Source organism: Hamadaea sp. NPDC051192 (assembly GCF_040682475.1).
Lineage (GTDB): Bacteria > Actinomycetota > Actinomycetes > Mycobacteriales > Micromonosporaceae > Hamadaea > Hamadaea flava.
The window spans coordinates 12,339-26,469 of record NZ_JBFBAZ010000025.1; the positions used below are offsets into that span (position 1 = coordinate 12,339).

General features: G+C 71.3%; 13 protein-coding genes. 9 read left to right on the forward strand and 4 right to left on the reverse strand.

The genetic code is table 11. The annotated features are described in order from the left end of the window. Positions 1-10 precede the first annotated feature (10 nt). Genes AB0M47_RS13510 through AB0M47_RS13520 form a run of 3 tightly spaced genes read right to left on the reverse strand, consistent with a single transcriptional unit; the run spans position 11 to position 2,798 of the window. Entirely contained in the window at positions 11-805 is a 795-nt protein-coding gene (locus AB0M47_RS13510) for an ABC transporter ATP-binding protein (RefSeq protein WP_363412566.1), read from the reverse strand. After that, complete coding sequence (locus AB0M47_RS13515; RefSeq protein ID WP_363412568.1) at positions 802-1,839, reverse strand: iron chelate uptake ABC transporter family permease subunit; 1,038 nt, start codon at positions 1,837-1,839, stop codon at positions 802-804. Before AB0M47_RS13515 ends, AB0M47_RS13510 begins: the two co-directional genes overlap by 4 nt. Next, the gene (locus AB0M47_RS13520; RefSeq protein ID WP_363412691.1) at positions 1,836-2,798 is read right to left on the reverse strand and encodes an iron chelate uptake ABC transporter family permease subunit; all 963 of its coding nucleotides are present in this window, start codon (positions 2,796-2,798) and stop codon (positions 1,836-1,838) included. Before AB0M47_RS13520 ends, AB0M47_RS13515 begins: the two co-directional genes overlap by 4 nt. 199 nt (positions 2,799-2,997) lie before the next feature. Here AB0M47_RS13520 and AB0M47_RS13525 point away from each other — a divergent pair, with 199 nt between their 5' ends. The 8 genes from AB0M47_RS13525 to AB0M47_RS13560 all read left to right on the forward strand — a co-directional run bounded on the left by AB0M47_RS13525 (position 2,998) and on the right by AB0M47_RS13560 (position 11,298). Next, positions 2,998-4,008: an ABC transporter substrate-binding protein gene (locus AB0M47_RS13525; RefSeq protein ID WP_363412570.1), complete on the forward strand. Its 1,011-nt coding sequence runs from the start codon at positions 2,998-3,000 to the stop codon at positions 4,006-4,008. 4 nt (positions 4,009-4,012) lie between these two features. After that, positions 4,013-5,464 (forward strand): aspartate aminotransferase family protein, encoded by a 1,452-nt coding sequence (locus AB0M47_RS13530; RefSeq protein ID WP_363412572.1) that lies wholly within the window; start codon positions 4,013-4,015, stop codon positions 5,462-5,464. 61 nt (positions 5,465-5,525) lie between these two features. Further along, positions 5,526-6,797: a SidA/IucD/PvdA family monooxygenase gene (locus AB0M47_RS13535; protein WP_363412693.1), complete on the forward strand. Its 1,272-nt coding sequence runs from the start codon at positions 5,526-5,528 to the stop codon at positions 6,795-6,797. Continuing rightward, a complete protein-coding gene (locus tag AB0M47_RS13540) occupies positions 6,794-7,372 on the forward strand; it encodes a GNAT family N-acetyltransferase (protein WP_363412574.1) in 579 nt (192 codons plus the stop codon). The genes AB0M47_RS13535 and AB0M47_RS13540 overlap by 4 nt, the downstream gene beginning before the upstream one ends. Then, entirely contained in the window at positions 7,362-9,215 is a 1,854-nt protein-coding gene (locus tag AB0M47_RS13545) for an IucA/IucC family siderophore biosynthesis protein (RefSeq protein ID WP_363412576.1), read from the forward strand. The genes AB0M47_RS13540 and AB0M47_RS13545 overlap by 11 nt, the downstream gene beginning before the upstream one ends. Positions 9,216-9,263: 48 nt before the next feature. Further along, a complete protein-coding gene (locus AB0M47_RS13550; RefSeq protein WP_363412578.1) occupies positions 9,264-10,181 on the forward strand; it encodes a DUF559 domain-containing protein in 918 nt (305 codons plus the stop codon). 83 nt (positions 10,182-10,264) lie between these two features. Next, on the forward strand, positions 10,265-10,804 hold the full coding sequence (locus tag AB0M47_RS13555) for an HAD domain-containing protein (protein ID WP_363412580.1): 540 nt from the start codon (positions 10,265-10,267) through the stop codon (positions 10,802-10,804). Beyond that, on the forward strand, positions 10,801-11,298 hold the full coding sequence (locus tag AB0M47_RS13560) for a hypothetical protein (protein WP_363412582.1): 498 nt from the start codon (positions 10,801-10,803) through the stop codon (positions 11,296-11,298). Before AB0M47_RS13555 ends, AB0M47_RS13560 begins: the two co-directional genes overlap by 4 nt. Positions 11,299-11,307: 9 nt before the next feature. On the opposite strand, the gene AB0M47_RS13565 is transcribed toward AB0M47_RS13560, so the two are convergent. After that, positions 11,308-12,579: an amidohydrolase/deacetylase family metallohydrolase gene (locus AB0M47_RS13565; RefSeq protein ID WP_363412584.1), complete on the reverse strand. Its 1,272-nt coding sequence runs from the start codon at positions 12,577-12,579 to the stop codon at positions 11,308-11,310. Positions 12,580-12,721: 142 nt separating this feature from the next. Between AB0M47_RS13565 and AB0M47_RS13570 the strand changes: the two genes are divergently transcribed. Beyond that, a complete protein-coding gene (locus AB0M47_RS13570; protein WP_363412586.1) occupies positions 12,722-14,128 on the forward strand; it encodes a glycosyltransferase in 1,407 nt (468 codons plus the stop codon). Positions 14,129-14,131: the final 3 nt, after the last annotated feature.

Here is a 14,131-nt window from a genome sequence, read left to right on the forward strand (position 1 = left end):
GGCGGGCGGACTAGACCGGCACGGCTCGGCGGGCGGCCGGGATCACCAGCGGCGCCCCAGTTTCCGGGCACTCGACGATCCGGCACGGCAGCCCGAAGACCTCCTCGATGAGCTCGGCGGTGACGATCTGGGACGGCTTGCCCTCGGCCACGATCCGGCCGTCGCGCATCGCGATCAGATGAGTGGCGTACCGGGCGGCCTGGTTGAGGTCGTGCAGCACGGCGACGAGGGTGTGCCCCTGCTCCTCGTGCAATCGCGCGCACAGGTCGAGCACGTCGAGCTGATGGGCGATGTCCAGGAAGGTCGTCGGCTCGTCGAGCAGCAGCAGCGGGGTCTGCTGCGCGAGCGCCATCGCGATCCAGACGCGCTGCCGCTGGCCGCCGGACAACTCGTCGACGAACGCGGTCGCGAGGTCGGCCACGCCGGTCGCGACCATCGACTGCTGGACGATCTCCTCGTCGTGCGCCGACCATTGGCGCAGCAGTCCCTGGTGTGGGTAGCGGCCCCGGGCGACGAGGTCGGCGACGGTGATCCCGTCGGGCGCGATGGACGTCTGCGGGAGCAGGCCGAGCGTACGCGCGACCGCTTTGGCCGGCAGCCCGCGGATGTCCTTGCCGTCCAGCAGGACGCTGCCCGCCTGCGGCCGCAGCGTACGGGCCAGTGCCTTGAGCAAGGTGGACTTGCCGCAGGCGTTCGGGCCGACGATGACGGTGAACGAGCCGTCCGGTATCTCGACGCCGAGATCCTCGGCGACGACGCGCCGTTCGTAGGCGAGCCTCAGGCCGGTCGCGGCGAGCCGCGTCATGAACGTCCTCCTAACGACGAGCGGCGGCGTGCCGCGAGCAGCCAGACCAGGTACGCCCCGCCGAGGATGCCGGTGAGCACCCCGACCGGCAGATCACGACCTGGCACCAGCCGTTGGGCGGCGAGGTCGGCCGCGGTCATCAAGGCCGCCCCGACCAGGACCGAGGACAGCAGGTTGGGGCCGGGGTCGCCGGTGATCCGCCGGGCGACCTGGGGCGCGGTCAGCGCGACGAAGGACACCGGTCCCGCCGCGGCAGCCGCCGCCGAGCAGAGCAGGACCGCCGCGGCCAGCAGCGACACCCGCACCGGCGTGACGCGTACGCCGAGCGCCAGCGCCTGGTCGTCGCCGAGCGCCAACGCCGACAGCGGCCGGGACAGTCCGAACAGGACGATCGGAACCACGACGGCCAGCACCGCCAGCAGGGGCAGCGCGTCCTCCCAGCCCCGGCCGTCGAGGCTGCCGGTCAGCCACAGCATCGCCCGCGACGCGTCCGTGATCTCCGCCCGGGTGAACAGGTAGCCGTTGACGCCGGTCAGGACGGCGGCCACGCCGATGCCCACGAGCACCAGGTGACTGCCGTGCGAACCGTGCCGGACGGCGAGCAGATAGATCGCGGCCCCGGTGACGATTCCACCCACGAGCGCGCCGGCCGCCAGGGTGAGACTGCCGCCGCCGGTGACCACGATCGCCACGAGCGCTCCGGCAGCGGAGCCCTGGGTGAAACCGAGCACGTCGGGGCTGCCGAGCGGGTTGCGGGTCAACGCCTGGAAGATCGCGCCCGCCAACGCCAGCGCGGCTCCGGCGAGCAACGCCGTCACGACGCGAGGGGCACGCAACTCCTGGACGATGTACGCGTCGGCGGGCGTACCGGAGCCGAGGACCGCCTTGAGGGCGGCGTCCGGGCTGAGCGGATAGTCGCCGGTGCTCAGCAGGAGCAGTGCGCAGCCCAGGGCCACGGCGAGGACGGCGAATCCCGCCACGACGGACCGGGGACGGAGTCTGACGGAGACGGTCGCGGCACGCAGGACGGTCATACCGCCACCGCCCGGGTGCGGCGTACGGCCCAGACGAAGAAGGCGCCACCGGCGACGGCGGTGACGATGCCCACCTGCACCTCACCGGGTCGGGCGAGCACGCGGCCGAGCACGTCCGCGCCGAGCAGCACGACCGGGGCGACGAACGCGCTGACCGCCAGCAGCCAGCGCATATCGGGCCCGGTGAGCGGCCGGACCAGGTGCGGCACCAACAGGCCCACGAAGACGATCGGCCCACACGCGGCGGTGGCCGCTCCACAGAGCAACGTGATCGCGACGATGCTGCCGGCCCGGACGACGGCCGGGCGCGCGCCCAGCGCGCGGGCGGATTCGTCGCCGAGCGCCAGCGCGTTCAGCGGCCGGGCCAGCACGGCGACCGCGATCAGCCCGACGGCGATGAACGGTGCGATGAACAGGGTGGCCGATGAGTCGGTCGCCGCCAGCGAGCCGACCGTCCAGAAACGCATGGCGTCCAGCGACGCGGTGTCGAGCAACTGCACCGCAGACACGTACGCGTACAGCACGGCGTTGACGGCGGCTCCGGCCAGCGCCAGGCGCCCCGGCGTGGCCGTACGCCCACCGCCGACGGCCCACACGAGCACCGAGACCGCGGCCGCACCGAGGAACGCGAACCAGACGTAACCGCTGAGCGACCCGATCCCGAGCACGGTGATCCCGGTGACCACGGCGGCCGAGGCCCCGGCGTTGATGCCGAGCAGGCCCGGATCGGCCAGCGGATTGCGGGTCAGCGCCTGCATGACGCCGCCGGCCAGGCCAAGCGCCGCGCCGACTTCGAGACCGAGCAGCGTACGCGGCAGGCGCATCTCGCGTACCACCGTGTAGGCGGGGGCTTGCGGGTCGACGAGGCCGGACCAGACCTCGGCGAGCGACATCGGTTTGGCGCCCACCGCGAGGCTGAGCGCGGCCGCGACGACCAGCAGGGCCGCGGACCCCAGCAGGACGGCGGGCCGATTGGGGGGTCGGGACAGCACGGGGGATATCTCCGGAAATGTGACACGCCCGGCGAGCGGACTTCACTTGACAACACTGACTCAGGTAAGGCTAGCCTAACTGCAGCTGAGGCGGAAGCCCGGCCCCCCGCGATCCCCATCGCGGGCTCATCCCCATCGCACCGATCCCCATCGCAGGAGTAGAACGATGACGCACACCTTCAGCCGCCGCGGCCTGCTCTCGGCCGCCGGAGCCCTCGGACTGGCCGCCCTGACCAGCGCCTGCGGTTCCGACGACAAGCCCAGCTCGACGTCGAGCACGGGCGGGGCCTGGTCGTTCACCGACGACCGCGGCACGAAGGCGTCCGCTCCGAGCCGACCGCAGAAGGTCGTCGCCTTCATCGGCTCCGCCGCCGCCCTCTACGACTTCGGCGTCAGCGACCAGATCGTCGGCGTCTTCGGCCCGACCAAGACCGCCGACGGCAAGGCCGACGTCCAGGCCGGCGACTTCCCCATCGACAAGGCCGAGATCCTCGGCAACGTCTGGGGCGAGTTCAACGTGGAGAAATACGCCGCGCTGCGGCCCGAGGTCCTGATCACCAACATCTACGAGAAGGACACCCTCTGGTACGTCCCGGACGAGAGCAAGGACAAGATCCTCCCGCTCGCGCCCTCGGTCGGCATCAACGCCGCACGCACCCCACTCAACAAGATCATCGAGCGGTACGCCGATCTGGCGGGCTCGCTCGGCGCGGATCTGACCGCAGCGAAGGTGACCGACGCGAAGACCCGGTTCGATGCGGCGGCGAAGAAGCTGGGCGAGGTCGGCAAGTCCAGCGGCCTCAAGGTGCTCGCCTGCTCGGCCGCGGCCGACCTGTTCTACGCGTCCAACCCCGGCATGAACAGCGACATCATGTACTTCAAGGAGCTGGGCGTCGAGATCATCGTCCCGGACAAGCTCGACGACCTCGGCTACTTCGAGAGCCTGAGCTGGGAGAACGCCGGCAAGTACGCCGCCGACGTGCTGCTGCTCGACAACCGCAGCTCCACCTTGCAGCCCAAGGACCTCACCGGCAAGCCGACCTGGAACCAGCTGCCCGCCGTCAAGGCCGGGCAGATCGTCGGCTGGAACAGCGAACCCCGCTTCTCGTACGCCGGCAGCGCGGGCGTCCTGGAAGAACTCGCCAACGCCCTGACCTCGGCGAAGAAGGTCAGCTGATCTCATGCAGGCCCTGTCGCACCTGCTCGACGCCGCCGGAGCCGACCGGTACCGGCTGGCGGTCGCGGACGGCGCGCAGCGAGTCGCCCGGCGGATCACCGCCGCCGGGCGGCCGTTCACCGGGATCTCCCCCGCCCGGCTCGCCGCCGACATCGACACGATCGACCTGGACCACCCGCTCGGCGACACCACCGCCGCCCTCGACGAACTGGACCGCGTCTACCTCCGCGACGCCGTCTACTTCCACCACCCCCGCTACCTCGCCCACCTCAACTGCCCGGTCGTCGTGCCGGCACTGCTCGGCGAGACCGTGCTGTCGGCCATCAACTCCTCCCTCGACACCTGGGACCAGAGCGCCGGCGGCACCCTCATCGAACGCCGCCTGATCGACTGGACCGCTCGGCGCATCGGCCTCGGCCCGCTCGCCGACGGCGTCTTCACCAGCGGCGGCACACAGTCCAATGTGCACGCCCTGATGCTCGCCCGCGACGAGGCGCTGGACCGCTTCGCCTGTGGAGCAGGCGATCTGCGCATCTTCGCCTCCGAGTACGCGCACTTCAGCGTCACCAAGGCCGCCAAGCTCCTCGGGCTGGCCGAAGACGCGGTGATCTCCGTACCGGGGACGGCCGACCGGCGCATGTCACCCGAAGCGCTGCGCCGGTCGCTCGCGGCGTGCCGCGAAGCCGGGCTCGTCCCGATGGCGGTCGTCGCCACCGCGGGCACCACCGACTTCGGCAGCGTCGACCCGCTCCCCCAGCTCGCCGACCTGTGCCGGCGTACCGGGGTGTGGTTGCACGTGGACGCCGCCTATGGCTGCGGACTCCTGGTCTCCCGCCGGCGGCGGCTCCTCGACGGGATCGAACGCGCCGACTCCGTCACCGTCGACTACCACAAGTCCTTCTTCCAGCCCGTCAGCAGCAGCGCGATCCTCGTACGCGACCGCGCCGTCCTGCGGCACGCGACCTACCACGCGGACTACCTCAACCCGAAGCGGGCCGCCGAGGAACAGATCCCGAACCAGGTCGACAAGAGCCCGCAGACGACCCGCCGGTTCGACGCGCTCAAGCTGTGGCTGACCCTGCGCATCATGGGCCCGGACGCGGTCGGCTCGCTCTTCGACGCCGTCGTCGATCTGGCCGACGCCGGCTGGCGACTGCTCGACGCCGATCCGCGCTTCGAGATCCTCGTCCGCCCCCAGCTGAGCACCCTCGTGTTCCGTTACCTCCCGTCGTCCGATATGGACGCCGAAGAGGCAGACGCCGCGAACCTGTACGCCCGCAAGGCGATCGCCGAGTCGGGCGAGGCGATGGTCGCCGGCACCGTCGTCGACGGCCGCCACTACCTGAAGCTCACCCTGCTCAACCCGCGCACCACCGTCGACGACATCGGCACCGTCCTCGACCTCCTCGCCCACCACGCCGAGACCTACGTCGGGAGCAGCCTTGTCGCAGCCTGAGCCGCACGACTCCCGGATCCACGACTCCCAGATCCACGACTCCCGGATTCACGACTCCCGGATTCACGACTTCGTCGCCGTCGGCCTCGGCCCGTTCAACCTGGGCCTGGCCTGCCTCGCCGAACCGCTCGACCTCGACGGCGTCTTCCTGGAGAGCAAGCCGGACTTCGACTGGCACCCGGGCATGCTCCTGCCGGGCAGCACCCTCCAGACGCCGTTCCTCGCCGACCTGGTCAGCCTGGCCGACCCGACCTCGCCGTACTCGTTCCTGAACTACCTCAAGCAGAGCGGGCGGCTGTACTCGTTCTACATCCGCGAGAGCTTCTTCCCGCTGCGCCGCGAATACGCCGACTACTGCCGGTGGGCCGCCCACCAACTGCGCTCGATCCGCTTCGGGCAGCACGTGCGGTCGGTGTCGTCTGATGACGGCGTCTACACCGTGCGGACCACGACCGGCGACACGTTCCGGGGACGGCGGCTCGTGCTGGGCATCGGCACCGTCCCGCACCTGCCGCCCGCGGTGACCGGCGTACCTGGTGTCGTCCACAGCTCGGCGTACCTGGGGCAGCGGGACGCGGTACGTGCCAAGGAGAGCATCACCGTCGTCGGCAGCGGGCAGAGCGCGGCCGAGATCTATCACGACCTGCTCACCAGCCGCGGCGACGGCGGCCGGGACTACGACCTGACCTGGATCACCCGCTCGCCCCGGTTCTTCCCGCTGGAGTACACCAAGCTCACGCTGGAGATGACCTCCCCCGAGTACGCCGACTACTTCCACGCGCTGCCGATGGGCGTACGCGACTCGCTGAACGTGGCGCAGAAGCAGCTCTACAAGGGCATCAACGCCGACCTGATCAACGCCATCTTCGATCAGCTCTACGAGCAGCAGGCAGCTCCGGCCGGTCGCGGCGCCCGTACGCGCCTGATGACGAACACCGCACTGCGTAAAGCGTCCTATGACGCTAGCCAGGACACTTACACCCTGGATCTGCGGCATGAGGAGCAGGGCGTCGACTTCGAGCAGCGTACGCAGGCGCTGGTGCTCGCCACCGGCTACCGGCAGCCGACGCCGGAGTTCCTCGGCCCGATCGAAGACCTGCTCGCCCGCGACGCGGCAGCACGGCTGGCGGTCGGCCGGAACTATCGAGTCGACAATGGACAATCCGGCGCGGTGTACGTCCAGAACGGCGAGCTGCACACGCACGGCTTCGTCGCCCCGGATCTCGGCATGGGGGCGTACCGGAACTCGTGCATCCTGCGGGACATGCTCGGGCGGGAGGCGTACCCGGTCGAGAAGACCATCGCCTTCCAGGAGTTCGGAGCGCCCGCATGAGCGTCGACAGCACCTACGAGAACAGCGCCTTCGAGAACAGCGCCTTCGAGATCCGGTACGTCGACGCGGTTGCCGACGCCGGGCTGCTCCACGGCTGGGTCACCCACCCCAAGGCGGCGTTCTGGCTGATGCAGCAGGCGTCGCTGGGCGAAGTCGCCGCCGAGTACGCCGCGATCGCCGCCCGGCCCGGCCACGACGCGCTGATCGGCTCCCGGGACGGGCAGCCGATGTTCCTGATGGAACGCTACGACCCCCGCCACGAACTGTCCGGGGTGTACCCCGTCCAACCCGGCGACGTGGGGATGCACTTCCTCGTCGCCCCGGCGGAGACGCCGATCCCGGGCTTCACCCGCGCCGTCATCCTCGCCGTGCTCGACCTGCTCTTCGCCGATCCGCTCACCCACCGGGTCGTCGTCGAACCCGACGCGCGCAACACCGCCGTGCACGCGCTCAACGCGTACGCCGGCTTCGAGGTGGCCGGAAAGGTCCGCCTGCCGCACAAGGAAGCCCTGCTGAGCTTCTGCGTCCGCTCGGCGTTCAAGCACGCCCAGCGAAGGAGTCGTCATGTCCACTGAGTTGTCCGCTGCGTCGCCCACTGCGTCGTCGACCGAGGAGTCCGCAGAGTCGGCCGCAGAGTCAGCCGCTGGGTCGGCCGCTGGGTCGCCGACCAAGCACCTCCGGCCCGAGCTGTGGGCCAAGGCCAACCGGCACCTGGCGGCCAAGGCGCTCGCCGAGTTCGCCCACGAGCGGCTGCTCACGCCGATCCCCCACGGCGACGAGTCCAGCGGCCACTCCACAAGCCGGTTCACCGATCGTTACACGGTGCGGGCGACCGACACCGAGTACCGGTTCACCGCCCGGCTGTTCGCGCTCGACCACTGGCAGATCGATCCGGACTCGGTGACCCGGGTCCGCGAGGGCGCACAGCTCCCGGTGGACGCCGTCGACCTCATCCTGGACCTGCGCGACACGCTCGGGCTCAGCCAGACCGTGCTGCCCGTCTACCTGGAGGAGATCACCAGCACACTCGCCGGGCTCGCGTACAAGTTCGACCGGCCGCCGGCCGACCTCAGCACCGCGGGCTTCCAGATGATCGAGACCGGCATGACCGAGGGGCACCCCTGCTTCGTGGCCAACAACGGCCGCCTGGGCTACAGCATCAGCGACTTCCACGAGTACGCACCAGAGGCGGCGCACCCGATCCGGTTGACCTGGATCGCCGTGCACCGGTCGGTCTCGACCTTCACCTCGTGTGCCGACATCGGCTACGACGCGCTGATCACCGGCGAACTCGATCCGTCCACTCTGGAACGACTGACCGCGTCCCTCGACGATCCCGGCGACTACCACCTGATGCCGGTGCACCCGTGGCAGTGGCGCAACCGGATCGCCGTCACCTTCGCCGGCGAGGTCGCGCAGGGCCGGATCGTCCATCTCGGCGACGGCGACGACCGGCACCAGGCGCAGCAGTCGGTGCGGACCTTCTACAACGTCAGCGCCCCGGAGCGGCACTATGTCAAGACCGCGCTGTCGGTGCTCAACATGGGCTTCCTGCGCGGGCTGTCCGCCGAGTACATGGAGGCCACCCCGGCGATCAACGAATGGCTAGCCGGGCTGATCGCCGACGACCCGGTGCTCGCCAAGACCGGCCTGACGATCCTGCGCGAACGGGCCGCGATCGGCTACCGCCACCCCCAGTACGCCCACGCCGCGCCGAAGGGCTCGCCCTACCGCAAAATGCTCGCGGCGTTGTGGCGGGAGAGCCCCGTCCTGGCCCCGGGCGAACGCGTCACGACGATGGCCGCCCTGCTCCACGAAGACCTCGCCGTCCAGTGGATCACGCGGTCGGGCCTGCCCGCCGCGGAGTGGCTCCAGCGGTACCTGACGGCGTACCTGACCCCGCTGGTGCACTGCTTCTACGCGTACGAGCTGGTCTTCATGCCGCACGGGGAGAATGTGATCCTGGTGCTGGACGAGCACGACGCTCCGGTCCGTGCGATCTTCAAGGACATCGCCGAGGAGATCGCGGTGATGGACCCGGACCTGCCGCTGCCCGCGGCGGCCGAGCGGATCCGGGTGAGCGTGCCCGACGAGCTGAAGCTGCTGTCGCTGTTCACCGACGTGCTCGACTGTTTCTTCCGCTTCCTCGCCCCACGCCTGGAGCCGGTGCTGCCCGAGGCGGAGTTCTGGCGGCTCGTGGCGGACTGCGTCCGCGACTACCAGGCCGCCAACCCGGCCCTGGCCGAGCGGTACGCCAAGTACGACATGTTCGCCGAACGCTTCGACCTGTCGTGCCTGAACCGGCTGCAACTGCGCAACAACCAGCAGATGGTCGACCTCGAAGATCCGTCGGGCGCACTGCAGCTAGTGGGTACGCTAGCCAACCCCCTCCACACCGCGCCACTGTCCACATCCTGATCTTGTCGGCGCGCGCCGTCGCCGGTACGCCGAGCGCAGCATGGCGCGATGGATCGTGCGCTGGCGGATTGGCTCGCCGCTCATGACGGGCTCGTCGCCGTGGACCGTCTGCCGCCGGAGATTCCGAGGTGGGCGGTCCACAACGCGGTCCGGTCCGGAGGCCTGACCCGGATTCTGCCGGGAATCTACGGCGTGGACGGTGCCGACATGGTGCTCGCGGCCGCCCTGTACGCCGACGGCCGCGCAGCGCTCAGCCACACAACGGCGCTGTACGCCTGGGGCCTGCTCGATTCCATGGCCGAACCGGCGCACCTCACGGCTCCATCCGGGGTCCGCCTGCGTTCCACAGGTCGGCTGCACGTCCATGTCCGAAGTGGATTCAAAGTCGAGCCGCCCCTTGTGGTGCCACGAAGCGGGCTACTTCTCACCCGCCTCGAGGACGCCCTGCTCGAAGCTTGGCCCTTGCTGCCCCGCTCCGACGGCGTCGGAGCGATTCTTCACGCGGTGAACTCCCGCATGACGGTGCCCAGGCGCCTGACCGAGGCGCTGGCCGCGCGACCTCGGCTCGCCGGGCGAGCGGACATCGGCAGCCTCCTCGACAAGCTGACCGCCGGCTGCCGGAGCCACCTCGAACTGTTCGGGCTGGATCACGTCTTCACCGGTCCGTTCGATCGCCAGGTCCCCGTCCGGGTCGGCCCGCACACCTACTACCTCGACGTGTACGCAGCCGCCGAACGCGTCGCCTTCGAGCTGGACGGCGCTTCCTGGCATTCCTCGACCGCGCAGCGGGAGCTGGACGTACGCCGTGACGCCGCCCTCGCGACGCTCGGCATCCTCACCGTCCGATACACGTATCACCGGCTGACGTCGGAACCCGCCGCCGTCCGCGCCGAGGTCGCCGCGATCTTGGCAGCCCGCCGATCCGCTCCGGATCTCCCGCCTCTCCCGGATCTTTCGCCCTGGTGATGTCGTCAGCAGGCCCTCACGACATCACCAGGGCGAAAGATAGCCGCCATACGCGATGGACGGGGCGTGTAGCATCGAAGTCCGTGCCCCGTCCGATGCTGCTGCTCGACGTCGACGGCGTCCTCAACCCCTACGCCGCGCTCAGGTGCCCCGCCGGATTCGGCGAGTACGCCTTCTTCCCCGCCGAGGAGCCGGTACGCCTCTGCGAGGGCCACGGATCCTGGCTGGCCGACCTCGGTGAGGCGTACGAGCTGATCTGGGCGACCGGCTGGGGCGTCAACGCGAACCGGCTGCTCGCGCCGTTCCTCGGGCTGGCGCAGTTGCCGGTGATCCAGTTCCCGCCGGCGCCGTTCCGCCCGGAGGACAAGGTTCCGGCGATCGCCGCGTACGCCGAGGGGCGGCCGGCGGTATGGATCGACGACATGCTGACCCCGGAGGCGTACGCGTGGGCCGATCAGCGGGCCGAGCCGACGCTGCTGATCGCGGCCGACCCCGCCGAGGGCCTCACCCGCGCCATGGTCGACGAGGCGCTGAGCTGGGCGGCGACCCTCGACCCCGGTCCGGTTCGGCCGCGGCGGCGGTTGACCTTGCATCGCCGCCTGCGCCGCTTGCGCGCCCGGTGACCCGCCTGCTGCTCAGCCTGGCCGCCCTCGTCAGCGCGGTGCAGGTCGTGACCGGGGTGGCGATGTACCGGTCGGACGCCGTCGAGGACTCCGGCGATGTGGTGGCCTCGGTGGTCGTTCCCGCTGCGCTGGCTGCTGTGCTGCTGGGGACCGCCGCGGCGCTCCGGTGGCGTGGGCCCGCCGTCGCCGCGCTGGTGTTCGCGCTGATCCGGGTCGGCTGTGGTCTGCCCGGCACGTTCGTGGTGCTGGACGGCGGCCGTCCGCTCGACGGCTTCGCCGCCGACGCTGAGGTCGTCGCCGACGCCCTGGTACTCCCGCTGATCGTCGCCGCGCTCATTCTCGGCCGGCGCTGGTGGCGCCCGGGGCGGCGTGGGTGGTGGCGCCAGCGCGAGCAGGTGATCTCCGGAGAGCCAGGTACCTCATCGCCGAGCGGAAAGGTATCCAGCGTTCCGGAGATCACGAACCCCGCCCTGCGGAGGGCGTCGCCTGAGTAGCCGGGGGCGTCAGGCCCCGCTGCGCGGGAACTGCTCGTCGAGCGCGTCCGGGCTGACCAGCGGCTGGGTCATCATGGACCGGACCGTCTCGTCCCGGGCGGCCAGGGCGGCCCGTTGCGCGTCGGTCAGGGGGATCCAGGGCGCGGGCGGCTCCGGCAGCCGGGCCGGCAGCGGGCGGCCGGCTCGATAGGTGGCCTCGTTCACCAGGCGCAGCGGCGCTGTGCGTACCTGGCCGTGCACGTCGGCGACGGTCCAGGGTTCCTCGATGAGGTGGAACACCGCGAGGTCGGCTTGGGCGCCGACGTCCAGCGTCCCGGCGGCCAGCCCCAGCACCTCGGCCGGTCGGCGGGTGGCCGCCGCCACGACCTCGTCCAGCGGCCAGCCCGCCGCCAGCATCTTCGCCATCGTCGTGGGCAGGTCGAACACCGGCCCGTGCAGCGATCGGGCGTGCAGGTCGCTGGAGACTGTGTGCGGCTTCAGCCCGGCGGCGAGCTGCGCCTCCAGGATGTCGAAGGCGAAGCCGCCGGATCCGTGGCCGATGTCGAAGACGACGCCCGACGCGTACGCCTCCTTCGCGGCCGGGTCGATGCCGCCCGGTAGTGCCGCGGCCGCGATCCCGCTGGCGCAGTGCGTGACGATGTCGCCGGCCCGCAGCAACGGCAGGATCTCTCCGAGCGTGGGCGGGGCCGCTCCGATGTGGACCATCACGGGCAGCCCGCACGCCTCCCCCGCCTCGATGGCGCGGCGCAACGGTTCCAGCCCGCTCGGCCCGACGGCGTGGCGGTCGACGCGCACCTTGAAGCCGCGTACGCGGTCCGGGTAGGCCCGGGCCGTCGTGACGGCCAGGTCGACATCGCAGTTCTCCAGGGTCCGGGACTCTCCGGTGGACGCCACGAGGCCGACCGCCGAGATGTTCAGCAGCGCGGGCACGTCGACGGTGAACCGGCGTACGCCTTCGTCGAGCGCCGCGAACGAGAAGGCTCCGGCCGATCCGGCGTCGACCCAGGTGGTCACCCCGGAGTGCCACGCCGTCGGGTCGGGGTCGATGCCCCAGTAGGTCGCTCCGGCGTACACGTGGGTGTGCAGGTCGACCAGGCCCGGCGTGACGAGGCGGCCGGACACGTCGAGCAGTTCGGCGCCGGCGGCGGCCGGGTCGGCGGCGAGGCCGGGGCCGACGGCGGCGATCCGCCCACGCGCGACCGCCACGTCGGCCCGGCGTGGTCCGCCCGGCCGGGCGGGGTCCAGGACGTCGCCGCCACGGAGCACCAGGTCCCATCTCATGTGCCTGATACTGCCCGATGTTTCGCCGAAGTGTCACACGGGGATCGTCTGGCGTGTCCCGGGAAATCCACGCGGGGCGGCACATTCGGCCTATCCGCGACGCACGGGACGTGGAAAGATCGATGTCGGTGAAAGGAGACCGATGACGCCGCAACTGATCACCCCGCCCCGCCGCTCGCTGGCCGATCTCGGGGAGGTGATCGGACCGGAGCGGCTGCGCGTGCTGCGAGCGACCGCCGACGACCTGCGCCGCCGGTTAGCCGGGCGGACGGTCTGGCAGGTCAACTCGACTGCGACGGGCGGCGGCGTCGCCGAGATGCTCCAGGTGCTGATGGGCTATCTGGCCGACGCCGAACTGCCGACGCACTGGCTCGTCGTCGGCGGCGAGCCCGAGTTCTTCGAGATCACCAAGCGGCTGCACAATCGGCTGCACGGTGCGGCCAGCGGCCCGGACCTGACCGAGGCCGACGCGACGGCGTACGCCCGCGCGACGGCGATCAACGCGGCGGCCGTCGCGGAGCTGGCCCGGCCGGGCGACATCGTCGTGCTGCACGACCCGCAGACCGCCGGGATGGCGTCCGGGCTGGCCGACCGGGGCGTGACGGTGATCTGGCGCTGCCACATCGGCGGCGATCGGCGTACGCCGGTCACCGACGAGGCGTGGGAGTTCCTGCGGCCGCATCTGCGGGCCGCCGAGGCGTACGTGTTCTCGCTGCCGCACTATCGGCCCGAGTTCCTGCCGGCGGAGCGGACGGTCGTCATCCCGCCGTCGATCGACCCGGCCGCGCCCAAGAACGCCGACCTCGACCCGGCGACCGTGGAGGCGGTCCTCCGGGCGTGCGGGATCTTCACCGGCGGCCCGGCCGGCCCGGCCCGGTTCACCCGCCGTGACGGCCGTCCCGGCGAGGTGACGCGGACGGCGAAGCTGCTGGCCGACGAGCTGCCGAGCCCGGACGAGCCGATGCTGGTGCAGGTCTCGCGGTGGGACCGGCTCAAGGACATGAGCGGGGTGCTGACGGCGTTCGCCGAGCGGGTAGCCCCGGCCGGCCCGGGCTGGCTGGTGCTGGCCGGGCCGCAGGTCGACGACGTCGGCGACGATCCCGAGGGCGCCCAGGTGTACGCCGAATGCCAGGCGGTGTGGCAGTCCCTGCCCCGGGCGAGCCGCCGCCGGACGGTGCTGGCGAGCCTGCCGCTGGAGGACCTCGACGAGAACGCCGCGATGGTCAACGCGCTCCAGCGGCACGCGGCCGTGGTCGCCCAGAAGAGCCTGGCCGAGGGGTTCGGGCTGACCGTCGCCGAGGCCATGTGGAAGTGCCGGCCGGTCGTGGGCTCCGCCGTCGGCGGCATTCTGGACCAGCTCGGCGACGGGCGCGGGGTGCTCGTCGAGCCGTCGGACGCGGCCGGGTTCGCCACCGCGGTCCGCCGCCTGTTCGACGACCCGGCGGAGGCGGCCCGGATCGGCGACGCCGCGCACGCCTTCGTCCACCGCGAGTACCTCGGCGACCGTCACCTGTTGCGGTGGGCTGATCTGCTCGGCCGCTTCCTCTAGGCC